Annotated in this window: 16 protein-coding genes; 12 read left to right on the forward strand and 4 right to left on the reverse strand. The window is 71.1% G+C overall.

Annotated features, from left to right (window positions below):
• Positions 1-23 precede the first annotated feature (23 nt).
• The 3 genes from WME79_RS27455 to WME79_RS27465 are packed head-to-tail and all read right to left on the reverse strand — an operon-like array spanning position 24 to position 2,977.
• Positions 24-1,043, reverse strand: a complete 1,020-nt coding sequence (locus tag WME79_RS27455; protein ID WP_437520614.1) for a hypothetical protein — start codon at positions 1,041-1,043, stop codon at positions 24-26.
• Positions 1,044-1,046: 3 nt separating this feature from the next.
• The gene (locus tag WME79_RS27460) at positions 1,047-2,345 is read right to left on the reverse strand and encodes a FecR domain-containing protein (protein ID WP_437520616.1); all 1,299 of its coding nucleotides are present in this window, start codon (positions 2,343-2,345) and stop codon (positions 1,047-1,049) included.
• Positions 2,342-2,977, reverse strand: a complete 636-nt coding sequence (locus WME79_RS27465) for an RNA polymerase sigma factor (protein WP_437520618.1) — start codon at positions 2,975-2,977, stop codon at positions 2,342-2,344. Before WME79_RS27465 ends, WME79_RS27460 begins: the two co-directional genes overlap by 4 nt.
• A 136-nt stretch (positions 2,978-3,113) precedes the next feature.
• Here WME79_RS27465 and WME79_RS27470 point away from each other — a divergent pair, with 136 nt between their 5' ends.
• The 8 genes from WME79_RS27470 to WME79_RS27505 all read left to right on the forward strand — a co-directional run bounded on the left by WME79_RS27470 (position 3,114) and on the right by WME79_RS27505 (position 16,587).
• Positions 3,114-4,841 (forward strand): pectate lyase family protein, encoded by a 1,728-nt coding sequence (locus tag WME79_RS27470; protein WP_437520620.1) that lies wholly within the window; start codon positions 3,114-3,116, stop codon positions 4,839-4,841.
• A 571-nt stretch (positions 4,842-5,412) separates the two neighbouring features.
• Positions 5,413-6,318: a pectinesterase family protein gene (locus WME79_RS27475; RefSeq protein ID WP_437520622.1), complete on the forward strand. Its 906-nt coding sequence runs from the start codon at positions 5,413-5,415 to the stop codon at positions 6,316-6,318.
• Positions 6,319-6,371: 53 nt separating this feature from the next.
• Positions 6,372-7,598, forward strand: coding sequence for a pectate lyase family protein (locus WME79_RS27480; protein WP_437520623.1), 1,227 nt, complete (start codon positions 6,372-6,374; stop codon positions 7,596-7,598).
• Between the two features lie 107 nt (positions 7,599-7,705).
• Positions 7,706-10,393, forward strand: coding sequence for a T9SS C-terminal target domain-containing protein (locus WME79_RS27485; protein ID WP_437520625.1), 2,688 nt, complete (start codon positions 7,706-7,708; stop codon positions 10,391-10,393).
• Positions 10,394-10,620: 227 nt separating this feature from the next.
• Entirely contained in the window at positions 10,621-11,595 is a 975-nt protein-coding gene (locus WME79_RS27490; protein WP_437520627.1) for a GAF domain-containing protein, read from the forward strand.
• Positions 11,592-11,789: a hypothetical protein gene (locus WME79_RS27495; protein WP_437520629.1), complete on the forward strand. Its 198-nt coding sequence runs from the start codon at positions 11,592-11,594 to the stop codon at positions 11,787-11,789. Before WME79_RS27490 ends, WME79_RS27495 begins: the two co-directional genes overlap by 4 nt.
• Positions 11,790-12,057: 268 nt before the next feature.
• Complete coding sequence (locus WME79_RS27500) at positions 12,058-13,764, forward strand: glycoside hydrolase family 5 protein (RefSeq protein ID WP_437520630.1); 1,707 nt, start codon at positions 12,058-12,060, stop codon at positions 13,762-13,764.
• Positions 13,765-14,823: 1,059 nt separating this feature from the next.
• Positions 14,824-16,587, forward strand: a complete 1,764-nt coding sequence (locus WME79_RS27505) for a cytochrome-c peroxidase (RefSeq protein ID WP_437520632.1) — start codon at positions 14,824-14,826, stop codon at positions 16,585-16,587.
• Positions 16,588-16,877: 290 nt separating this feature from the next.
• Here the strand turns inward: WME79_RS27505 and WME79_RS27510 are convergent, their stop codons facing one another.
• Positions 16,878-17,684 (reverse strand): TetR/AcrR family transcriptional regulator, encoded by an 807-nt coding sequence (locus WME79_RS27510; RefSeq protein ID WP_437520634.1) that lies wholly within the window; start codon positions 17,682-17,684, stop codon positions 16,878-16,880.
• Between the two features lie 285 nt (positions 17,685-17,969).
• Between WME79_RS27510 and WME79_RS27515 the strand changes: the two genes are divergently transcribed.
• The 4 genes from WME79_RS27515 to WME79_RS27530 are packed head-to-tail and all read left to right on the forward strand — an operon-like array spanning position 17,970 to position 24,775.
• Positions 17,970-18,818 carry an urea amidolyase associated protein UAAP1 gene (locus WME79_RS27515; protein ID WP_437520635.1) on the forward strand — a complete coding sequence of 283 codons (849 nt, stop codon included), beginning with the start codon at positions 17,970-17,972 and terminating at the stop codon, positions 18,816-18,818.
• On the forward strand, positions 18,815-19,489 hold the full coding sequence (locus tag WME79_RS27520; RefSeq protein WP_437520636.1) for an urea amidolyase associated protein UAAP2: 675 nt from the start codon (positions 18,815-18,817) through the stop codon (positions 19,487-19,489). Before WME79_RS27515 ends, WME79_RS27520 begins: the two co-directional genes overlap by 4 nt.
• A complete protein-coding gene (gene uca, locus WME79_RS27525; RefSeq protein ID WP_437520638.1) occupies positions 19,486-23,217 on the forward strand; it encodes an urea carboxylase in 3,732 nt (1,243 codons plus the stop codon). Before WME79_RS27520 ends, uca begins: the two co-directional genes overlap by 4 nt.
• Positions 23,210-24,775 carry an APC family permease gene (locus tag WME79_RS27530; RefSeq protein ID WP_437520640.1) on the forward strand — a complete coding sequence of 522 codons (1,566 nt, stop codon included), beginning with the start codon at positions 23,210-23,212 and terminating at the stop codon, positions 24,773-24,775. The genes uca and WME79_RS27530 overlap by 8 nt, the downstream gene beginning before the upstream one ends.
• Positions 24,776-24,853: the final 78 nt, after the last annotated feature.

Here is a 24,853-nt window from a genome sequence, read left to right on the forward strand (position 1 = left end):
CACGCGCGCCTCGCCATGCTCCCTCAGAACGAGACCCCCAGGCTGAGCGTGCCCAGGGCTTGAGCGATGAGCGGAGCGGTGCGGTCTTCATCGACGGCGATGATGGGGCGCGGCAGGAGCGTGAGGCAGGTGAGCTCGAGGCCGAGGCTCACGCTCGGATGAAAGAAGTACTGGACGCTCAGCCCCGCGTCCGCGGCGAAGCTGAAGAACTCCTCGCTGCGCCCCACGAGCGGCGGCTCGACATCGCCGGTGGCCTGGAGGTGGTAGGCGCCGATGCCAAGGAGCGGCCCCCATTCCCAGTGAAGACCGGCAGCTGTTTGCCCGAGGTTCCAGCTGGCCCGGAGGAGCGCGAGTTCCTGGCGCACCTGCGCGGCGCCGCCTGCCGCGCGGAACTCGGCGCCAAAGAGGGGACCGCCCAGGAGCAGGCCGAGACGGAAGCGCTCGTCCAGGCGAGTATGCGCCCCGATCTGCGCGCCGACGCCGCCGCCCACCGAAGGTGTGAAGAGGACGAGGCCTCCCGCGCGCACGTGAAAGCGGGGCGGCTCCCGGGAAAAGCGGAGCACCTCGGGGGCGGGCGGCTGGGCCTCGACGCCGAGCACATCCCGAGCGGGAGCCTGGCCCGAGCCCAGCTCGAGGAGGCTTGCGCGCAGGAGATCGACGGCGCGCACGGCGAGGAGCATCGGGCCATCACTGGAGGGATCGATGAGGAGCTTGCGTGTGGTCGTCTTGCCGGTCACGCGATCCACGATGCACACCTCGGCGGCCGTGCCGCTTCCGTCGCGCTGCAGCGCAACAGCCGCAAAGGCCTCGCTCTCCTGCGCCTTTTGCTCGAGCTCCTCGGCCCCGGTCGAGCGCGCGGCGCTCCCGAGCACGATGACCTCGAAGGACTGCAGCTCCAGCTCGGCAGAGAGCCGTCCGAAGGCCTCGAAGAGCGTGGAATCGCGCGGGTCCGGTCGAACGACGAGCACGCGCTGCGCCCACGCCAGTCGAGGGAAGACGAGCAGCAGGAGCAGGACGAGGAGCGTTCGCGCCCGCCGGACCATGGATCAGGGCTGAGCGGCGAGCTGTCGAGCCGTCTTCGCGTGGACCCCGCTCGGATAGAGGCGCAGGTACTCTTGCGCCACCGCGCGCGCGGCGGCCGGTCCTTCGAGGCTCTGGACCGTGCGCATCTTCCCCGCGAGCGCTTCGGCGGCAAAGGCGCCGCCCGGCGCCTCGCGAAGGGCCGTCTCGTACCAGGTCCTGGCGCGCGCGGCGGCGCCGCGGCTCTCGTGAAGGCGCCCGAGCAAGAAGGCTGCACGGCTCCCCGCGGTCGATGCGTAGCGCGCGCGGAGGGCGAGCAGGGCCTGCTCGGCGAGCTCGTTCTGCCCGACGTAGCGAGCGGCGTCGGCCAGGGCGTTCAGATCGGCAGCATCACAGGAGGTGAGACAGTTCTGCGTGCCCCGCGCCGCGGCCTCCTGGACGACGCGCCGGAACTCGCCTTGGGAAACGAGCTTGCTCCAGGGCAGTTTGGTGCTCGGCGGGGCGACCAGGGGCGCAGGGGTTTCAGCGGAGCTCGGCGCCGGGGGAGCAGCGGGCTCCGGCGGCGGTGCTGCGACCTCGGCGTGCGGTCCCTGCGCTGCAGGAAGCGCGGGCTCGGCGCCTTGCGCCGCCGTGTCGGGGCTTTGCGCCGCCGTGTCGGGGGCTTGAGCTGTTGTGTCGCTGACGTGCAGGGTCCTCGCCTGAGCGTCCCCCACGAAGCGCTGTCCCGCGCGCACGCTCACGGCGCCAGAGCCGGAGTAGCCCTCCACCTCGACCGCACCCTCGCGCAGGATCACCTCGAGCCGCTCGCGGTCGGCGTCCCAGAGGAGCTCGAAGCGCGTGCCCACCACCCGGACAACGAACGGACCCGCGACGAAGCGCCAATCGCTGTGCCCGGTGTGCGTGACCTCGGCCTCGACCCGGCCGCGTTCGACCGAGATGCGGGCACCGTGCTCGTTCTTGGTCTCGTCGATGCGAAGCCGCGTCCCTGCCGCGGCCTGGATCCGCGTCTGATCGGAGAAGGTGATGGCGGCCGGGTGATCGACGGGCACGCGCACATAGCCGCTCTCGTTCACCGCGCCCTCGACGACGTAATCGAGACCTCGCTCCGTTCGCCAGAAGAAGAAAACGGCCATCAGCACGCTCGCGGCAAAGGCGAGCGGAGCCACCCAGCGGACGACCACCCGCGCCTTGCTCGAGCGCGCCTGCTCCTCGTCGACGCGGCGCAGGAAGGCGGCGCGCGCCTCGCGGCGCTCTGGCTCGCTCAGCTGAGCGGCTCTCTGCAGGAGGGCCGCGACGGGATCGAGCTGTCGTTCGGGTTCGCTCATGGCCAAAGTCCTTCACACCGGGACAGGAACTCCTGGAGGGCTGGCTCGCGCGCCTTGAGCAAGAACGCGCGCGCGCTCTCGAGCTCGCGGCGCACCGTCGACTCGGATATGCCGAGGGCCGCTGCCGTCTCGAGCATCTCGAGGCCTTGCACATGGCGCAGCACGAAGGCCATGCGCCGCCGTGTGCTCAGCTTGTCGAGCACACGGTGGAGGGCGCTGAGCACCTCGCGATGCTCGAAGTCGACGCGCTCGAGGGCGCGCTCGGGGAGCTCTCCGCTCGGGGAGAGGCCCACCCAGCGGCGTATCTTGCGCTTCCGGATCTCGAGCGCCGCCTGCCGCGCCGCCATGGAGGCAAGGTAGCCGCGAAGGGCCCCCCCGTCCTGGATGCGCGCGGCGCCCTGGATCAGGCCCAGGAAGACCTCCTGGACCAGATCTTCGAGGCTCGTATCGGGACCGAGGGCGCCGTAGAGCACACCTCGCACGAGACCCGAATACCTATCCCAGATGACGGCGAGGGCCTCGCGCTCTCCGGCGGCGGCGCCAGCGACCAAGCTCGCGTCCGACCGCTTGTCGGCGGGGAAGCGGGCCAAGGTGGGTCCGGGCGGCGGGGCGGAGCGCGTGGGTTGAGCCACTCTCTCCTAGTTACTTGGGGCCGTCCCGACCCTCCAGAAAAATTCGCCCGCCGCCAGGACGCCGGATCGGAGCAGGCAACTCGGAGCATTTGGGTTGCGCTCTCGGGCATCGCCCCGCAGCTTTGCCCTGTTCGCCATGCGCCTCTCCTGCCGCACCTGGCTCCTCCGAGTCGCCGCGCTCTCGGCCTTGGCCTGGGGGCTCTCCTGTGAGGACCAGCTCATCCAGACGGCCACCCGACCCCCGGCGAGCGCGGGTGTCGGCGGCGGCTCTCCTTCCCTCACGGAGTGCGACGGCGAGCCACCCGCAACGGAGCTCCCTCCGGGGACCGCCTTCGGAGAGGGAGACGAGCTCGCGAGTTCGCCGCTCGTCAGCGCGAGCTACGGCGCGCTCGAGGGCCCGGGTCTCTCCATCACGGCGCGCGATACCTTCCGCGTCTATGTCAACGGGGACCTCATCGCCGCGAGCGCGTCGGCGCGCGCTCCCATCTTCGTGCCCCTCTCCTTGCTGCCGGGAGAGAACGTGATCGCCGTGAGCGTTCATGCCGCAGCGGGGACGCCCGCGGCGCTCATCCACCTCGACGAGCTCGAGCGCAGCCATGGGAGCGGCAGCGACTGGAAGCTGAGCGCCGCGCCGGAAGGAGACTGGACCGCGCCCGGCTACGACGACAGCGGCTGGACGGCGGCGCGCGAGCTGGGGAGCGCTGGAGATCTGCCGGGCTGCGATCCCGAGGCGGCCTTCCCCGCGAGCACGGAGGCTCGCTGGATCGGGCCCGCGCCCGGGACGGGGGGGCCCATCGCCCTCCGCAAGGTGATACGGGTCGAGGCGATCGGCTTTGGCGAGGGCACCACGGGGGGCGCGGGGGCGACGCCCGTGCTGGTCTCGAGCTGGACCGAGCTCGAGACGCTCGCCCGCTCGGAGGAGCCGGCCGTGATCTTGCTCGCCGAAGGCATCCACGACTTCCGCCGCACAGGCTCGGAGGTCGAGGACATCGAGGTCTGTCCAAGCACCTGCTCGGAGGATCCCGAGAAGACGGTCTATCAGGTCCTCACCGGGGATTCGACCTGCGAGCGCGCGCTCGTCGGAGCGACGCGGAACGATCGCGTCCTCCACTTCGGCTCCAACAAGACCCTCGTCGGGCTCGGGCGCGGCGCGGCGCTGCCGGGCGTGAGCATGGCTCTCGACGGGAGCCAGAACGTGATCCTCCGCAACCTCGCCCTCTACGATCTGAACGCGCACCTGCACGAAGCGGGCGACGCGTTCACGCTGACGCAGCCTTCCAGGGTCTGGATCGATCACACGACCGCCAAGTGGATCAGCGACGCCTTTGCCGACATCCTCGCGGGCACGAGCGGGGTGACCTTCTCCTACGCCCACTTCGACGGCAGCAGCGATGCCGAGTGCAGCGGCCGCGAGCGCTGGGCCTGCACGATCACCGACGCCGAGGTGACGATGCACCACTGTCGCTTCGATGAAGTGAGCACGCGCGCCCCCCTCGCCACTGGCTCCCTGGCGCGCCTCCACCTCTTCAACAATGTGTTCTCGAACATCTCGGACTGGGCGGTCGGTGCTTCCTGTGAGGGGCAGGTGCTGCTCGAGGCGAGCGTGTTCGAGAACGCCGAGGCAGCGACGCGGCGCTCGGACTGCAGCGACGGGACGGGCCGCGGGCTCCTCCTGGCCGCCCCTGATTCGAACCTCTACCGCGACGAGAGCGACGTTCACCTGGGCGGGAATGGGGAGCCAGCCGATGACGTCTTCACGCCCCCCTACGACTATGCGCCCGAGCGGGCGAACGACGCGTTGCCCCAGGTGATCTCTCGCGCCGGAGCCGGAGGGCCCTGGGCGCTGCCGCTCGCGCGCGACTGACGAGGCATGGCGGGAGCAGGCCGCCCCGGAGAGCGCGGCTCGCTCAGGCATCACCGCGCGGTGCCGAGACCGCGCCGCTCCACACCTCCCGCGCGAAGCCGCGAGGGCCGCTCCGCCTGAGGCCTTCCTTTTTTTGGCGGGTCTGACCTTCCTCGAGCAACTCGCTCTCCTGAGGTGCACGTGATGCGCACCTGCTTCTGTTCCGGAGAACTTCCCTATGCCGCGTCCTCGCTTCTACCTTGCACTCCCTTCCCTTCTCGCGCTCTCTTGCGCTCTCGCCTGTTCGAGCGAGCAGGGCGCCGATGATCCGGCCTCCTCCGCCGGAGGTGGCTCATCCGCCGCCTCCAGCGGGCAATCGAGCGGCACGACGGGCAGCGGCAGCGCGGCGTCGTCCAGCGGCTCGGGAGGCGCTGGCGCTGGCGGAGCCTCCGGCGCGGGGACCGGCGGCGACGGCGGCGGCGGTACAGGTGAGGGTGGTTCAAGTGAAGCTGGTTCAGGCGGCGGCGGCAGTTCAGGTGAAGGCGGTTCAGGTGAGGGTGGTTCAGGCGGCGGTACGTCCGACTGCAACAGCGTGACAGGTGGAGCCCTCATCGAGGTGAACCGCGATGGATCCGGGGATTTCACCTCGGTGCAGGCCGCGATCAACAGCGTCGCCAAGTCGAACGCGACGCCCACCGTCATCCGCATCGCCCCCGGGACCTACGCCGAGAAGCTCGTCGTCGACCGTCCCCACGTGACGCTCTGCGGCCAGACAGGTCGGGTGGAGGCGACGGTGCTCACCTACGGCGACAACGCGAACACCTCGAACGGCGCAGGTGGCACGCTGGGCACGTCGGGGAGCTTCAGCGTCAATATCTCCGCGAGCGACGTCTCCGCAGAGAACATCACCTTCGCCAACAGCACGGGCCCAGGGGTGCAGGCCGTGGCCCTCCTCGTCACCGGCAGTCGCGTGCAGTTCCGCCACTGCCGGGCCCTCGGTTACCAGGACACCCTCTACGTGAAGGGCGGGACACAGTACTTCAGGGATTGCTATGTCGAGGGCAGCGTCGACTTCATCTTCGGCGGCGCCACCGCGGTGTTCGAGGACTGCACGATGCATAACGCCGCGGGAGGGTCGGCGATCACAGCGCCGAGCACAGACGAATCGACGCCTTTCGGCATCGTGTTCCTCGGAGGACAGGCCACGGCGGCCGGATCGGTCAAGTCCGGCTCGGTCGCGCTGGGTCGCAACTGGCGACCCTACGGCGCGACCACCTACCTCGGGACCGAGCTCGGCGCGCACATCGCGCCCGTCGGCTGGGTCCGCATGGGCGACAACACGCTCGCGACGGCGCGCTTCGCCGAGCACATGACCACGGGGCCCGGCGCGAAGCCGAGCCAGCGAGCCCCCGAGTCCAGCCAGCTCAGCGCGGCCGAGGCAGCGGGCTACACGGTCGAGAACATGCTCGCGCCCTGGAAACCCACGTTTGCGGACTGAGAGCGCCTCTCGTCACCCCTCCTCGCTTGCGACCAAAGAAAGGCCAGGGCGCCATGACGCAGAACCTCGTCGCCTCCTTCCTCCTTGCTGTCTCTCCTCTCGGCTTCGCCTTTGCCTGTGGGGCTTCAGAGCCCGACGGCTCGGGAAGCGCTGGCTCGCTGGCAGCAGGAAGCGGGAGCACAAGCTCGACGACGGGAGGTGAAGCGAGCGGAGGCGGATCGGCGACGGGTGGAAACCCGGGCCCTCACGGCGGGGTTGGCGGCGGATCGGCGACCGGCTCCGGGGGATCGGGCGGCGGCGAATCGAGCGCCGGTTCGGGTGGCACGGGCGGCGGCGGCACCGGAGGAGCGGACGGCACGGTCGACAGCGAGGGGTGTCCCCTGACGCTGGAGGGCTTTGCCAGCGTGAGCGGCGAGGGCCAGGACGGGACCTATGGGGGACGAGACGGCGCGACGGTCACCGTGACGACCCAGGCCGATCTCGAACACTACGCCGGCGCGCCCGAGCCCTATGTGATCCGGGTCCAGGGAAAGATCACGATGTCCCCCAAGGGCAAGGAGATCTCGGTCGCGTCGAACAAGACCATCGTGGGCGCCGGCGCGACCGCGGAGATCTCCCAGGGAGGGTTCTTCCTGGGGAGCGGCGTGCACAACGTCATCCTGCGGAACCTGACCATCGGCGACACCTTCGTCGAAGGGGATTGGGAAGGAAAGACGCAGGACTTCGACGGGATCCAGATGGACACGGCTCACCACGTCTGGATCGATCACTGCCATCTCCACCACATCGGCGATGGCATGATCGACAGCCGCAAGGATACCTCGTACCTGACCGTGTCCTGGAGCATCTTGAGCGACCACAACAAGGCGTTCGGGATCGGCTGGACGGAGAACCTGACCGCGCAGATGACCATCCATCACAACTGGTTCCGCGACCTGAACCAGCGCAATCCCAGCACGGACAACGTGCTCCGCGCCCATCTCTACAACAACTGGCTGCAGCGCATCGGCTCCTACGGCAACTACGCGCGTAACCGCACCAACATGGTGCTCGAGAACAGCGTGTTCGACACGGTGAAGAGCCCCCATTACTACGACGAGGGCACGCTGGTCGCCGCGGGGAACATCTACCGTTCCACGACGGGGACCAAGGAGTCGACCGGAGCCTCGTATTCCTTCTTCGATCCGAGCGAATTCTACGAGTACTCCCTCGATCCCGCCGACGAGGTCGAAGCCCTGCTCACCAGGTGCGCAGGGCCGAGACCCGAGCTCGGCCTCTGAGCCGCGGGAGCGCGACGAGGCAGAGACGAGCCCCGGCCCAAGCGGCGCTGCCGCAGCGCTCCAGACGATTCGTGAAAGGTGAGCAGCGCCCGGAGCAACTGCAGGGCATGACAAGCTTGCTTACCACCTCCGCCCGGGCCCTGGCCTCTGCTCGATCCAACCGTGCCGCCGCCGTCCTCGGCATCGTGTCTCTCACCGCCGCCGCTTGCGCCTCCGGCGCCACGGCTCCCTCGGAGGACGCGAGCGCCGGAGGAGGCTCTCCCGGCAGCGGTGGAGGGAGCAGCGCGGTGGGGACAACCCACGCGACGGGAACAGGGGCTGGCACGGCGACCTCGAGCGGTGGGATGGTCGATCTGGGGCCGGCTCCCACCTTCGACGAGGCCGTTGGTCCAGCGCTCAAGATCGACTTCGACGTCTCGGGTCGGCCGTCCACCGAGGTGACGGAGCTCGGGTACAACGCATGGCCGATCGAGGCCGCCCGCGAGATCGAGAAGACGTTCGATGGAGTGACGTTTCGCCTCGAGAGCTCGAAGCCAGCGGGGACAGAGCTGAAAGGCACCTGGGTCAAGGGGCTCGTCCAGGCGCCGACGTATGCGCGTCTCGTGGGGGATGGAGTGACCGTGGACGGCGGCGACTCCGGGGCCGAGGTGCGCCTCACGCTCGAGAACCTCGCCCCGGGCGCGCACTCGCTCCTCGCCTTCCTCAACGAGCTGGGCGACGCGGCGACAGACGCCTATGCGCCCATCGACATCGAGGTGAACGGCTCCCCTGCCGCGAGCGGCATCGTCCCGACGGGTCGCGCTGCGTCGGCCTATGCAGCGAGGACGGCCTATGTGCGCTTCGAGGTGGCCTCGGGGGAAGACATCGTCATCGTGTTCCGCGCGGACACGTCGTCGAAGGCACCCAAGAAGAACGTGCTCATCAACGGGATCGAGCTCGACACCCCGGACGCGATCGAGCAAGCCAAGAACCCTTCTCCGGCGTACGGAGACGAGCACGTCGATGGCGACTCGGGGAGCGTGACGCTCTCCTGGGAAGCCAGCGACCTCGCCGCCACGCACGACGTCTACGTCGGTGAGGACCGGGAGGCCGTGGAAGCCGCCGATCGGAGCTCACCGCTGTTTCGCGGCAACCAGACGAGCACGAGCTGGACGCTCACCGGCGTCTCGAGCTTGAAGACCTATTATTGGCGCGTCGACGAGATCGACGCTCAGAACCACGGCACGAAGGGTGACGTCTGGTACTTCCGGCCGCGGCAGCTCGCCTTCCCGGCCGCGGAAGGTCACGGGCGCTTCGCGCGCGGGGGGCGCGGCGGCGTCGTCGTGCACGTGACCAACCTCGATGACGCTGGCCCCGGGAGCCTCCGGGAGGCGATCGAGAACGACATCGGCCCACGGACCATCGTCTTCGACGTCGGCGGCATCATCAAGCTGTCCTCAAGGCTGGTCCTGAACGACCGTTATGTCACCGTCGCCGGGCAGACGGCCCCGGGCAAGGGCATCGTGATCCGCGCGGCGCCCTTCGGCATGAGCGGCGCTCAGGACGTCATCATTCGACACGTGCGCGTTCGCCTCGGCGCTGGGACCACCTTCGACGGGATGGGGATGACCGGGAGCGATCACGCGATCATCGACCACGCGTCGATCAGCTGGACCATCGACGAGGCCTTCAGCTCGCGCGGCGGAAAGAACATCACCCTGCAGCGCACGCTGATCTCGGAGGCGCTCAACGTGGCCGGACACCAGAACTACCCCGATGGGACAGCCCACGGGTACGCGGCGACGATCGGGGGCGACGTCGGCAGCTTCCACCACAACCTGCTCGCGCATTGTGAAGGGCGCAACTGGAGCATGGGGGGTGGCCTGGACGGGTACGGGGTCGCCGCCGGACGACTCGACATCTTCAACAACGTTGTTTACAACTGGGGCGGCCGGACCACGGACGGCGGGGCGCACGAGGTGAACTTCGTCGGGAACTATTACAAACCGGGCGCGGCCTCGAAGATCTTCGTGGCGCTGTCGGCCGACTACGAGGCTGCCAATCCACAGCAGTATTTCATCAAGGGCAACGTCATGCCCGGGCACTTCTCCGAGAGCAATCAGGCCGACGGAAGGCAGCAACGGGGTACCCCCGTGGGGGGATACAGCCCCTGGGTCGACGCGCCCTTCTTCCCGTCGCACGCGACGATCGAGCCGGCGGGCGACGCCTACAAGAGCGTCCTTTCGGACGTCGGCTGCACCTCGCCCGTCCTCGACGACCACGACGTCCGCGTGATCAAGGAGACCCTCAACGGCACGACGACCTACAAGGGGAGCCGCTCCGGCAAGCCGGGCCTGCCCGATCACGAGAACGACGTCGGCGGCTATGAGTCGTATCCGAACGCGAAGCGCGCGGCCGACTGGGACAGCGACGGCGACGGTCTGCCCGACTGGTGGGAGGGGGAGCGCGGGCTCAACACGTCTTCGCCCGCCGGCGATTTCTCGGACGGCAATCGCAATGAGGACGGGGACGGCTACACCGAGCTCGAGGACTACCTCGAGTGGATGGCCAACGCCCACCATTCGACCAGCAAGGGACAGGACGTCACCATCGACCTCGGCAAGGCGTTCGTTGGCTACACGCAGAGCCCGACGTACATGGTGAGCGGCCCTGGCCAGAGCGCCGTGAAGATATCGGGGAAATCAGCGGTGTTCTCCGCGGACAGCTGCGGCCTCGTCACCTTCGTCCTTCACGTCAAGGATTCGAGCGGCGCTGGGATGTCGAAGCCGGTCGGCGTGCACGTGGCGTGCGACTGAGTCAACCGAGCCAGCCGGAGCGCGCCGCTCCGCTATTCCAGGCCGGGGCAGCGGAGCCGCCGGCCGCAGGTGGACGCCGGTGGGGTCGTGTCTCCTGGAGCGCCGAGCCGATGAAGCGCCCGCGGGGTCACCTCGAGGCGCCGGGTTGCGGTAAGGTCGTGCGCCGGGCGCAGGCATGGCGGCGCTCGCGGTTGAGCCCGCCCTGTCGCCTCGGCAAGAGCACCCCCATGGCCGATTTGAACGATCCCGCGCGCCTCGCCGAGCTGCACCACGTGCTGCTGCGCGACGACGCGGACGCCATCCTGGACGCCTGCGTCGAGCGGGCGGCCGAGCTCGCCCGGGCGCCGATGGCGCTCGTGAGCCTTGTGGTCCGACACATCCAGCTGTTCCGCGCGCACCGCGGCCTGCCACCCGACCTGGGCGTCAGCTGCGCGACCTCACGGAGCAGCTCGTTCTGCCAGCTCGTGGTGCGCCACGAGGAGCCGCTCGTCGTCGAGGACGCCGTTCACGACGAGCGCGTGCCCAAGGAGCTGGTGGAGCGTTATGGCATCCGCGCCTACGCAGGTGTGCCGGTGCGGGTGCGCCGGCATGTGGTCGGTTCGCTCTGCGTGATCGACCTCGTCCCGCGCACCTTCGAGCCGGGCGTCGTCGAGGGCCTCCATCAGCTCGCGGCCGAGGCCGGCGCGCGGCTCGAGGCGCTGGAGAGCGACACGCCGCCACCGAGCCGCGCCGCGAAGGAGCGCCTCGCTCGGTTCGGGCAGACCGCGCGTGCGCTGGAGCGCGCGCTCATGGCCATCGCTCCCGTGATCGCCGAGGCGCAGCGCGCGGCCGCGACGCTGCCGGAGGCGGCGCAGATCGCGCCGAGCCCGGACGATCTGCGCGCGGCGGTCGACTGCTACCGGGACATGTTCGCGATCGCGGCCGAGCTGGCCGACGACGCCATGGCCCTCTCGCGCTCCGCTCCGGCCGAGGAAGCGTCCGAGCTCGCCCAGGCGACGCGGTCCCTCACGCGGGACATGGTCGAGATCAGCCCGCTCGTCCGGCTCGCCGAGAGCGTGCTCGGGGGCACGCTCGACGAGGGCGCCGCCGCGAGGGCGGCGCACGTCGTGCGGGACGCGTTCGCGGCGCACGAGACCGCGACGTCCGCGGTGCGCCGGATCATCACCACCGTCGAGCGCGCGCGGACAGCGGAGGCGCGGTGAGAGGCCGAGCGTACCAGCTGCTCCGCTCCTGTCTCGGCGACAGGGACCCTCCGAACGCGCGCGACGCGTTCATCTATGCGCGGGTCATCATGCGCGCGCGCGTCGTGCCCGAGGAGATCACGCCGGCGCTCGACGACCCCGACATCGAGCGCCGGCTGGAGAGCGCGCTGCACGACATCGTGCGCCGCGCGTAGAGAGGGGCCGCCGGTCCCTCGCGCAGGCAGGCTCCGAGAGAGACGCCCACGAGCGGGGTGCAGGGCGATCCTGCGAGGGATCGTGCGGATCGCGCGTCGTGCGGATCGCGCGTCCAGGCGTGCACAGCTCGGTGGTTCTCCCACTTTCACCTTCACCCGCCGCGCTGGGCCTGCTATGCAGGGGATCGCCTTCTTTGCCGATGTCCTTGCTTGACGCCCGCGATAGACGCCGGGCGCGCCGTGCGAGGCGCCTTCCTTGGAGAATACGATGAGCCATGACTTGACCCCTGGACTGTTCACCGGGCCGAAGTGGACGCGCGGCCTTCTGCAGCTCGCCTTGCCGGCGATGGTGCTGCTCGCATGCGGAGGCCCGTCGGAAGACTCGGCATCAGGGGGCGGCGACGCATCGAGCGTGGCGTCGGCGTCGACCTCCTCGAGCGGCGGTGTCGACACGACGGCGTCGGCCTCCTCGGGCGGCAATGGCGGCTCGGGCGGCAATGGCGGCTCGGGCGGCAATGGCGGCTCGGGCGGCAATGGCGGCTCGGGCGGCAATGGCGGCTCGGGCGGTAATGGCGGCTCGGGCGGCAATGGCGGCTCGGGCGGCATCGGTGGCTCAGGCGGTAACAGCGGCGCCGGCGGCGACGATGCGTCAACCGTGGCGTCCTCGTCGGCCTCCACGGGTGGCACGAGCGGCGCTGGCGGCACTGGAGGCGACGACGCGTCGACCGTGGCCTCCTCGTCGGCCGCCTCGGGCAGCGGCGCGGGTGGCGGCGATGCCTCGACGTCCGCCGTGGCCTCCTCGTCGGCCTCCTCGAGCAGCGCCAGCAGCGCCAGTGGAACGGGCGGCGGCGATGCCTCGACGTCGACCGTGGCCTCCTCGTCGGCCTCCTCGGGCGGCGGCGGCGGCGCGGGCGGCGGCGATGCCTCGACGTCGGCCGTGGCGTCCTCGTCGGCCTCCTCGAGCGGCGGCGGCGGCATGGGTGGCGGCGATGCCTCGACGTCGAGCGTGACCACCACCTCGAGCGGCATGAGCTCGACCACCTCGACCGGCACGGGCCCCCTCGCGAGAACGCCGGTGGAGCGGCACGGCCGCCTGAGGGTGATGGGCAACCGCGTCGTCGACGAGCACGGCGAAGAGCTCCAGCTCAAGGGCATGAGCATGTTCTGGAGCGTCTGGGAGGGAGAGAAGTTCTACAACGCGTCCGCCGTCGACACGCTCGTGAACGACTGGGATGTGACCGTCGTCCGCGCCGCGATGACCGCCAACACATCGGGGCTTGGCTATGTCAACAACCCGGACGCGGAGAAGCGGAAGGTCAAGGCGATCGTCGACGCCGCCATCGCCAAAGGCATCTACGTGCTCATCGACTGGCACGATCACGACGCGGTCCAGCCCCGGAACAAGGAGGCAGCGAAGCGCTTCTTCCGGGAGATGGCGGCGGAGTACGGCGATGAGCCCGCCGTGATCTTCGAGGTGTTCAACGAGCCGGACACCGAGACATGGGCGCAGGTGAAGGCGTATGCCGAGGAGGTGATCCGGGAGATCCGCGGCGCCGGCTCCGACAACCTCGTGATCGTCGGGTCGCCGAACTGGTCGCAGGACGTGGACGTCGCCTCCAGAAGCCCGATCACGAGCTACAGCAACATCGCCTACACGCTCCATTTTTATGCGGCGACGCACAAGGATGCGCTGCGCACCAAGGCGAGGACCGCGCTGTCCGCGGGTCTCGCGCTGTTCGTCACCGAGTGGGGCACCTGCTCCTCCAGCGGGGACGGCGCGCTGGATCTCGCCGAGGCGCAGCGGTGGCTCGACTTCATGGCCAGCAACAACATCAGCTGGCTCAACTGGTCCATCGTCGACAAGGCCGAGTCCTGCGCCGCGCTCAGGCCCGGAGCGAGCGCCGGCGGCCCGTGGTCGGATGGCCAGCTGACCGAGTCGGGGCGGTGGGTGAAGCAGAAGATCCAGGCGCCTTGACGCGGGACGCCCGCCGGGGAGCGCCGTCGAGGACGGGGGCGCTCCGCCCGGGTCGGTCGCGCGGCGCCACGTCGCCTCGGGCGCGGACAGCGAAGCTCCCGCGGCGCGCTTTCCGATCCTTCGAGGCCTCCTCGAAGACCAGAGTCTAGCCCTCTCGCCTTCGCCGCGTTCACCAGGCGCTCCGCGCTCGATCAGCTCACTCCTGCGCTTCCTCATCGACGACATTGCCCGAACTCGGTGGATGAGTCAGGGTTTCGGCGACGCACACGGCCGCGCCTGCTCGGCGCGGTGACGGCGCGATGAGGGGATATGTCCTGTCCCTTCATCCCACTTCGTCCGGTCCTCGACAGAGGCCGTCTTCTCCCTCGAATCCCCCGCGCGAGCCGATGCGCTCGCGACACGAGGAGACGCCCGGCCGAGACGAGGCAGGACGAGACGTCGTTGCGCGCCCTGGACACGCGCTGTCTTTCTGAAGATCGGATGGCTTGAAGAGACTCGAACGATGCCGGGCGGAACCCCGTCGAGCGTCGGCGCTCGCGACATCCGCTCATCGCAGGACGGACGAACATACCGGCGACCCGCGGTGTCCCGCGAGGACGCTGGCTCGCGCCGCCTGTCATTCACTCGCGCAGCAGCGAAGGAGGCTTCCTCGTGATGGTTAGAGCTCGTTCTGAAGACCCGCGCACCGGCGAGATCGGGGCGTGGATCCTCGGCGTCCTGATGGGTCTATCGTCAACCACCGGCTGCTGGCCCGAGGGACGCGAGCCTCCGTGCTCGGGATGCGCAAGGCCCGGACCGTCTTCGTCGCTCGGGGGCGGTGGGTCTTCGTCGCTCGGGGACGGCGGCTCATCGTCGCTCGGGGGCGGTGGGTCTTCGTCGCTCGGGGACGGCGGGTCTTCGTCGCCGGTCGCGCCCGGAGGCGGTGACTCGCCGCCGTCGGATCCGCCGGACGACGGCGCGACGCCCGCGCCAGCCGCTCCGCCGCCTTCCCTCGGCTCGCTCCGAGGCGTTCCCATCCCTGAGCCGAGCGAGCTGTCCCGGTACGTCAAGAGCAGGCAGATGGCCGTCGCCCTCGGAAAGGCGCTGTTCTGGGACATGCAGGTCGGCAGCGACGGCGTGGCGTGCGCGACGTGCCACTTCCACGCCGGCGCCGACCACCGCAAGAGAAACCAGATCAACCCCGGGCTCAACAACCAGGATCCCGAGCGGCGCACGCGGTTCGAAGCCACGAGGTCGGACGGGAAGGGCGGACCGAACTACGCGCTCGTGGCGGGCGACTGGACTTTCCGCCGCGACTTCCCCGCAGATGCAGACGACATCATCTCTTCGCAGGGGGTGTTCCACGCTCGATTCAACAGCATCGTGCCCGAGAGCGCGACGGACGACTGCACGGTGCTGCCGGACGTCTTCCAGGTGCAAGGGGTGAACGTGCGGCGCGTCGAGCCGCGGCAGACGCCCACCGTCATCAACGCGGTGTTCAACTTCCGCAACTTCTGGGACGGACGCGCGAGCAACCATTTCAACGGAGTGAACCCGTTCGGCAGGCGAGATCCGGACGCCGCCGTCCACGCCGTGCGCGACAGCATCCTGGTCCCCGAGAAGGTCGACCTGGAGAACTCGAGCCTCGCATCTCAGGCCGTGGGCCCGCCGATCAACCCCTTCGAGATGTCGTGTGAGGGGAGGACGTACGCTGACATTGCCGCGAAGCTCTTGGCACGCAAGCCGCTCGCTGGCCAGATCGTGGACCCCACGGACAGCATCCTCGGCGAGCTCCGCGATTCGAGCGGGAAAGGGCTCGCTCCGTCGTATGGGGAGCTCGTCGAAGGGGCCTTCGTGGACGCATATTGGCGATCGGACCAGCGCGTCGGCGATCGGTCGCTCGTGGAAGCGAACTTCTCGCTCTTCTTTGGTCTCGCCATGCAGCTCTACGAGGCCACGCTCGTGTCCGACAACAGCCGGTTCGATCGCTTTGCCGACGGGGACAGCGCGGCCCTGAGCGACGAGGAGCGCGCGGGGCTCGCGATCTTCCAGGGCAAGGGCAGGTGCAGCAACTGCCACCATGGTCCCGAGTTCACCAACGCCGCCACCCGCCTGCAGCGCGAGGCGCAGGTGGGCGGTTTGATCTCGCGGATGCCGGTCGGGGACGGCGGCGCCGCGCTCTACGACAGGGGCTATTACAACATTGGCGTTCGGCCGACCGAGGAGGACCTCGGCGTCGGAGGGGTCGATGCCTTCGGTCATCCGTTCTCGTTCACGCGGCAAGGGAAGCTGCTGGCTGCGGGCGAGGGCGCCCCGGACGTATTCCACATCGACCCGGCGTCGTTCGAGGTCGATCCAGGCGTGCCGATCGCGCCGGGCGAGCGCGATACGGTCGACGGCGCGTTCAAGGTCCCGACGCTCCGGAACGTCGAGCTGACGGGCCCCTATTTCCACAACGGAGGCGCGCTGACGCTGCGGCAAGTCGTCGAATTTTACAACGCTGGCGGCGGCCGGCGCGAACGGGAGGGTGGGGACACGACTGGGTTCGGGCCCAACGGGACGAACCTCGCTCCGAACATTCAGCCGCTCGGGCTGACGGAAGATGAGAAGAAGGCGCTCGTGGCGTTCCTGGCGACGCTCACGGACGAGCGGGTCCGGTTCGAGGAGGCGCCATTCGATCACCCGCAGCTGTTCGTCGTCGACGGTCACTTCTGGAACGAATGGACCGTGGTGGATGACGGCACGGGGCGTGCTCGCGAGAAGATCAAGGAGGTCCCGGCGGTCGGCGCCGGAGGGCGCAAGCCGAAGGACCTCCCGGGGCTCGCGCCTTTCAACCCGCTCTGAGCGCCCCGGCGATCCCAACCTGGGTCGGGTCGCCTCAACCTGGGTCGGGTCGCCTGCAATCCCCGGCGTCCCAACCTGGGTCGGGTCCACTCAACCTCGGTCGGGTCCGCTCAACCTCGGTCGGGTCCGCTCAACCTCGGTCGGGTCCGCTCAACCTCGGTCGGGTCCGCTCAACCTCGGTCGGGTCCGCTCAACCTCGGTCGGGTCCGCTCAACCTCGGTCGGGTCCGCTCAACCTCGGTCGGGTCGCCTCAACCTCGGTCGGGTCGCCCCAACCTCGGTCGGGTCGCCTCAACCTCGGTCGGCTCCCCCGGCCTTCCTCCGGAGCGCCGCGAGCCTCGACGGCCGCACCAGCAGCCCGCCGACCGTCTGATCCGCGACGAGCTCCGCGATCTGCTCCGGCCCGTAGCCCACCGCCGCCGGATCGCTGGCCGCGAGCGGATGCAGGCGCCCTCCTCCCTCGGGACGGCACCAGTTCTGCACGCTCTCGTCCTGGGCCAGCACCGTCAGCGCGCACAGGTAGGCGTCCACCTCGCGGAACCTCCCCTCCCCCATCCCGCGCCCCACCATCGCGGCCACGGCCTCGGTCAGCGCGCGCCGCTCGGCCCAGTACGTCGCGAACGCCGCCGGATCCCGCTCGCTGAAGCGGTGGATCTCCGTGATCTCCAGGGGAAACCCGCACACCGTCTGCACGTCGAAGCGCACGAAGCGCCATAGCTGCACGTCCGCCGTCTCGCCGGCCGCCTCCAGGCTCCGCGCGTACGACAGCGGCAGCCGGTTCACCTGCTGCAGGATCTCCGCGACGATCAGCTCCTTGCGCCGGAACCAGTAGTACAGCGACGACTGCCGGAGCCCCGCCGCCTGCGCGACCTCCAGCATCGACACCTCGGCGACCCCCCGCTCGGCAAACAGCCGGCCCGCCACCTGCAGAATCTGCTCCCGCGGCGCGAGATCGCTCCGCTGCGGCGCCTTGCGCGGCCGGCCCATGCGGCGCGGGCTCCCCTCGGCCTTCTGCTCGCCTCCGGCGTTCCGCCCCGCTTCCGCCTGCTGCCTTCCTTCGACGCCGTGCTTGCCGTCGGTCTTCGCGGGAGGAGCCATCTCTGTCTTCATCATCATCGCCGGGGGTGGCCCTCGCGCAGCCGCGCGATCGCCGCCGCGCCCTCATGCCGCCTCGCCCTCCCGCGCGTCAATCGGCTCCGCGCTCGCCCCCCTGCGCCATCCGCTCTTCATCCAATCCACCACCCACACTGCCATCAAGAAAATTCAACACTTCCAGGAAAAAGCGCGCGCGCCCTGCATTTTACCCCCGCGAAACAGCCTGGAAACCCTGGCCCCGGATAGTCGGCCCGTAGTTTCGATTCTCTATCGAAAGTGAGGCGGTCGATGTCTGAAACGGCCACAACGTACGCCGCGCGCAAGCACGCGCGCGCCCAGGAAGGCAGCGTCGTCGAGACGCAACCCACCGTACCGAGCACGTCGATCGGCGATCCGCCGGCGGGCGTCGAAGCGCGCGACGTCCTCTGGGAGGAGACCCTCGGCGCCGGCGGTTACGCGGCACGCACGCTCCCCGTCGGCAGCCGGCTCCGGCTCGTCGACCTCGAGGGCGACACCTGCGTCGCCCTCGTGCTCCACCGCGCGGACCGCCCCATCGAGCGGCTCTGCCTCCCCGACACCGTGAAGCTCCAGTGGCAGGCCTATCCCGGCCCCGGCTACCTGCTCCTCTCGGACATGGGGCGCGTCCTCGCCTCCCTCCTCGAGGACACCGCGGGCCGCCACGACACCTTCTGCGGCACCTCGCTCCCGGGAGAGATCGAGTCCCGCCACGGCAGCGACGCCCACGGCGGCGCCCTCCGCTCCGGCCGCGAGCGGCTCCTCCTCGCCCTCGCCAAGCACGGCCTTGCCGAGCGGGACCTGCCCACGGCCATCAACCTCTTCAAGGGCGTCCGCATCGAGGCCGACGGCGCCGTCACCTTCCTGCCCGACTCCTCCCGGCCGGGCGCCCACGTGCTGCTCCGCGCCGAGCAGGACGTCCTCGTCAGCGTCGCCGTCGTGCCGCACCGCCTCGACCCGCGCCCGACCTACCGCGCCGGCAAGGTCCGCGTGACCGCATGGCGCGGCCGCCCCCCCGCCGACGACGACCCCGTGCGCAACGCCACCCCCGAGGCGCGCCGCGCCTTCGAGAACACCGCCGAGGAGCTCGCGCTCGGCCTCCGGGCAGGAGGCGCGCGATGAGCCCCGCCGCCACCCCCGGAAAGCCGGTCGCCGCCCTGCGCGACCCCGCCCTCGCCGGGCTGTCCGGCGCCCTCGTCTCCGACGAGATCGTCCCGGCGCGCGCGCCGTGGGCCAAGATCGTCCGCGCCGGCGAGATCCTCCGCGTCATCGACCTCGAGGGCAACCAGGCCGTCGACTTCCTCGCCTACGTCCTCGCCGACACCGCCGAGCGCTACAGCGCCGCCGATACCCTCGTCGCCCAGCGCAACATCTTCCTGACCACCGGCGCGCGGCTCCGCTCCAACCGCGGCCGCGTGATGATGACCCTCATCGACGACACCTGCGGCCGCCACGACACCTCGGGCGGCGCCTGCTCGTGCGAGTCGAACACCGTCCGCTACGGCCACCACACCAAGCACCAGCACGCCTGTGTCGAGAACTTCCTCCTCGCCGCTACGCCCTACGGCCTCGGAAAGCGCGACCTCGTCGGCAACATCAACTGGTTCATGAACGTGCCCGTCGAGGCCGACGGCACCCTCGGCATCGTCGACGGCCTCTCCGCGCCCGGCAAACACGTCGACCTGCGGGCCGAGCTCGACCTGCTGCTGCTCGTCTCGAACTGCCCGCAGATCAACAACCCCTGCAACGCGTTCAACCCGACCCCGATCCGCGCGGTGGTGGTGCGGCCATGAGCGCCATGACCCCGCCCTTCCGCCGCGTCCTCGTCGCCAACCGCGGCGAGATCGCGTGCCGGATCATCCGTACCCTGAAGCGCCTCGGCGTCGCGTCGGTCGCCGTGTTCTCCGACGCCGACCGCGCCGCCCTCCACGTGCGGCTCGCCGACCACGCCGTCCGCCTCGGCGGCCAGACCCCCGCCGAGAGCTACCTCCGCATCGACGCCGTGCTCGACGCCGCCCGTCGCGCCGGCGCTGATGCGGTCCACCCAGGTTACGGTTTCCTGAGCGAGTCCGAGGACTTCGCGCGCGCCATCGAGGACGCGGGCATCGTCTTCATCGGCCCGACGCCAGGCCAGATGGAGGCCTTCGGGAGCAAGCACCGGGCACGGGAGATCGCCGTCGAGGCGGGCGTGCCGCTCCTGCCGGGCACCGGCGTGCTCCGGGACGCGGACCACGCCGCCGCCGAGGCCGCGGCCATCGGCTACCCCGTGCTGCTCAAGGCGAGCGCCGGGGGCGGCGGCATCGGCATGGCCCGCTGCGACAGGCCGGCGGAGCTCCCCGCCGCGTTCGAGCGGGTCCAGCGCCTCGCCCGCTCGAACTTCGGCTCGGGCGAGGTGTTCCTCGAGCGCTTCCTCGACGCACCCAGGCACGTCGAGGTCCAGATCGCCGGCGACGGCCGCGGGAACGTGCTCGTCCTCGGCGATCGCGACTGCTCGGTCCAGCGCCGCAACCAGAAGGTCCTCGAGGAGGCGCCCGCGCCCGACCTGCCGCCGCGGCTGCGCTCCGCCCTCGCCGAGTCGGCCCGCGCCCTCGCCGCGAAGGTCGCCTACCGCAACGTGGGTACGGTCGAGTTCCTCGTCGATCCGGCCCGCGCCGAGCATTACTTCCTCGAGGTCAACACGCGCCTCCAGGTCGAGCACGGCGTGACCGAGCTCTGCACCGGCGTCGACCTGGTGGAGTGGATGCTGCGCATCGCCGCGGGCGACACCGCGTTCTTCGCCGGCGGCGACCCGGCGCTCCGCGGCCACGCGATCGAGGCCCGCCTCTACGCCGAGGACCCGGCGCGGGGGTTCCTGCCGAGCGCAGGCCTGCTCACCGAGGTTCGCACCCCCGAGGGCGGGGGCGTGCGGGTCGACGGGTGGGTCGAGACCGGCACCGAGGTCTCCGCGCTCTACGATCCGCTGCTCGCCAAGCTCCTCGTGCACGGCGCGGACCGGGCCGCGGCCGTCGCGGCGCTGCGCGGCGCCGTCGAGGAGACCCGGATCGGCGGGATCGAGACCAACCGGGAGTGGGTCGCGGTCGCGCTCGATCACCCCGATTTCCGCGGGGTCCGGCACCACACGGGCACGTTCGCGTCGCTGCCGTTCCGCCCGCCGACGATCGAGGTGACCGCCTCGCCGGGCGCGGTGACCGTGCAGGACTGGCCCGGGCGCCTCGGCCTGTGGTCGGTCGGCGTCCCGCCGAGCGGGCCGATGGACGACCTGTCGTTCCGGCTCGGCAACCGCGTCGTGGGCAACCCCGGTGGCGCCGCGGGGCTCGAGTGCGAGGTGCACGGCCCCACGCTGGTCTTCCACCGGCGCGCCGTCGTGTGCGCCGCGGGCGCCGCGATGCGCGTGCTCGTCAACGGCACCGAGGTTGCGCCGTGGACGCCGGTCGAGGTCGCGCCGGGCGCCACCGTGGCCTGCGGGCCGGTGCGGGGGCCGGGCGCGCGCGCCTACCTGCTCATCCGCGGCGGCATCGATGTGCCGGCGCACCTCGGCAGCCGCGCCACGTTCACCCTCGGCGGCTTCGGCGGCCACGCCGGCAGGCCGCTCCGCCCCGGCGACGTGCTGCGCCTCGGCGAGGAGGTCGACCCCTCCCTCGACCCCGGCGCGCTGCCGCCCGAGGCCCGGCCGGAGATCGGCAGGTCCTGGGAGCTCGCCGTGCTCGACGGGCCGCACGGCGCGCCGGACTTCCTCACGCGCGACGGGATCGAGCACTTCTACGAGACCGAGTGGGAGGTCCACTACCACTCGGCCCGCACCGGCGTCCGCCTCGTCGGCCCCGCGCCGAAATGGGCGCGCACCGACGGCGGCGAGGCAGGGCTGCACCCCTCGAACCTCCACGACAACGCCTACGGGATCGGCGCTGTCGACCTCACCGGCGACATGCCCGTCATCCTCGGCCCCGACGGCCCGAGCCTGGGCGGCTTCGTCTGTCCGCTCACGGTCGCTGCGGCCGAGCGGTGGAAGCTCGGCCAGCTGAGCGCCGGCGACAAGGTGCGGTTCCGGTCGATCGTGCCCGCGGAGGCCGACGCGCTGGCGCAGCGGTGCGAGGCGCTCGTGGCCCTGCGCGGCGGAGCCACGAGGGAGGCGCCCGCGCCGCTCGCGGCCAGAGCGAACGGCGCAACCCCGGTCGCGGCGAGGGCCGCGCTGGCGCCCGCGCCGCTCGCGGCTCCCGCGACGCCGGCCGCGCCGCGGCGACCGCGCGGCGAGCCCGTGCTGGGGCGCGTGCCGGCGCGCGACGACCGGCCCGCGGTGGTCTTCCGCCAGAGCGGCGACCGCTACGTGCTCGTCGAGTTCGGCCCGCCGGTGCTCGACATCGACCTGCGCGTGCGCGCGCACCTGCTCATGACGCGGCTCGAGGAGCTCCGCATACCCGGCGTCGTCGACCTGACGCCCGGGATCCGCTCCCTCCAGGTGCACGTCGACGGCGCGCGCCTCACCGTGGCCAAGGCCCTCGACCTGCTCCGCGAGGTCGAGGCCGACCTGCCCGCCCAGGCCGAGGTCCGCATCCCGAGCCGCGTCGTCCACATGCCGCTCAGCTGGGACGACCCGGCGACGCGCGAGGCGATCGAGCGCTACATGCGCGCGGTCCGCGACGACGCGCCCTGGTGCCCGAGCAACCTGGAGTTCATCCGCCGGGTCAACGGGCTGCCGGACATCGCGGCGGTCCAGGAGCTCTTCCTCGCGGCGAGCTACCTCGTGCTCGGCCTCGGCGACGTGTACCTCGGCGCGCCGGTCGCGACGCCGATCGATCCGCGCCACCGGATGGTCACGACCAAGTACAACCCGGCGCGCACGTGGACGCCCGAGAACGCCGTCGGCATCGGCGGCGCGTACCTGTGCATCTACGGCATGGAGGGGCCGGGCGGGTACCAGTTCCTCGGCCGCACCGTGCCGGTCTGGAGCCGCCACCGGCCGTTCCGGCAGACGACGCGCGAGCGGCCCTGGCTCCTGCGCTTCTTCGACCAGCTCCGCTTCCACCTCGTGTCGGCGAAGGAGCTGCTCGAGCTCCGCGCCGACATGGTGGCCGGGCGCGGCGAGGTGCGCATCGAGGAGACCACGTTCGACCTGGGCGAGCACCACCGCTTCCTCGCCGACAACGCCGGGCCCATCCGCGCGGCGCAGGCGCGGCAGCGGGCGGCGTTCGACGCCGAGCGCGCCCGCTGGGAGGCGGACGGCGAGTTCGACCGCGTGCGCCGCGCGGGCGCCCGGCTCGAGGGCGCGTCGACCGCCGCCGAGGACGCCCTCCCGGCCGGGGTGCTGCCGGTGACGGCGCCGCTCACCGCGTGCGTGTGGAAGGTCGACGTGGCGGAGGGGCAGCGCGTCGAGGCGGGCCAGCGCGTGGCCGTGCTCGAGGCGATGAAGATGGAGTTCCCCGTGGTGGCCGACGTGGCCGGAGCGGTCGGCTGGATTGGCTGCCGCCCGGGCCAGATGGTCAGCGCGGGCCAGCCGCTCGTGGGGGTGTCGGCCGATGCGTGACCCGATCTCGACCGCCGCACCGGCATCGGCGCTCGTCGCGGAGGATCGCGGCGACGCCGACGACCTCGCCCGCCTCGGCTACCGCCAGGAGCTCCGGCGGGACCTGGGCAGCCTGTCCGCCTTCGCCGCGGGCTTCTCCTACGTCTCGATCCTCACGACGGTCTTCCAGCTCTTCGTGATCGGGTACGCCTTCGGCGGGACCCGGTTCTTCTGGACGTGGCCGGTCGTCTTCCTCGGCCAGCTCGCCGTCGCGCTCAACCTCGCCGAAATGGGCTCGCGCTACCCCGTGGCCGGCTCGGTGTACCCGTGGGGGCGCCGCGTCTGGGGCGGCGCTCCGGGGTGGCTCGCGGGCTGGCTGAAGCTCATCGGCGACGTCGTGAGCGTCGCCGCGGCGGCCATCGCGCTGCAAGCGATCTTGCCGAGCGTTTGGAGCGGGTTCCAGTTCCTTGGAGGCGACCCGTCGCTCACGTCGCGCGACGGCGCCGCGAACGCCGTGGTGCTCGGCGCGGGGCTCATCGTGCTGACGACGGCGATCAACATGGCCGGGGTGAAGGTGATGGCCTGGGTCAACGACGTCGGCGTGATGGCGGAGCTCGGCGGCGTCGCGCTGCTGCTCGTGGCGCTGTTCCTGAGCGCGGTGCGCGGCCCCGGGGTGGTGCTGGAGCCCATCTACGGCCCGCCGTCGTCGCTGGGAACGGGGGTGGCGGGCCTGCTCGCGGCCGCGCTCATGCCAGCGTACGTGCTGTACGGCTTCGACTCAGCCGGCTCGCTGGCCGAGGAGACCCAGAACCCGCGGCGGATCGTGCCAAGGGCGATCCTGAAGGCCGTCGTGGCCTCCGGGGTGGGCGGCGCGCTGCTCCTCCTCGCAGCGCTGATGGCCGCGCCGAGCCTGACCGACGGCCGCCTCGCCACGGAGGGCCTCGCCTACGTGGTCGTCGGCGCGCTCGGCCCGACGCTGGGCAAGGTCTTCCTTGTCGACGTGGCGCTGGCCGTGTGCGTCTGCACGCTGGCGATCCAGACCGGCGCCTCGCGCCTGGCCTTCTCGATGGCGCGGGACGGCGCGCTGCCGTGTGCGCCGGCGCTGTCGCGCGTGTCACCGCGCACGAAGACGCCCGTCGCCCCGGCGATCGTGGTCGGCGCGCTCGCGTGCGGCATGCTCGTCGTGAACTACGGCGAGGCGCAGCTCTTCGTGCTCATCACGGAGACGGCCGTGCTCCTCGTGAACCTCTCGTACCTGGTCGTGACGGCGGGGATGCTCCTCCGCCGTCTGCGCGGGTGGCCGGGCCTCGCCGGGGCGCCGGCCGGGGTGTTCTCCCTCGGCCGGGCCGGGCTCGCGCTGAACGCCGCGGCCGTGGTCTGGGGGGTCGCGCTCATCGCGAACATCGCCTGGCCGCGACCCGATGGCGCCGAGGCGACATGGATGGAGTACTTCCCGGTGATCGGGGTCGCCGCCACGCTCGTGCTCGGGCTCGGGGTGTTTGTCGCGACGCAGCGGCCGGCAGGAGCTCGGGTTGCCATCGGTCAGCCCGGGGAGCGCTCGGCGTCGCTGACCTCCTGAGGCGGGCTGTTCCGGCGGCGAGCTTGCGCAGACCTGAGCGGAGACCGCCGGAAGAGCCGCGCGTGGCGAGAGCCAGAC

This window comes from Sorangium sp. So ce726 (assembly GCF_051521405.1).
Taxonomy (GTDB): domain Bacteria; phylum Myxococcota_A; class Polyangia; order Polyangiales; family Polyangiaceae; genus Sorangium.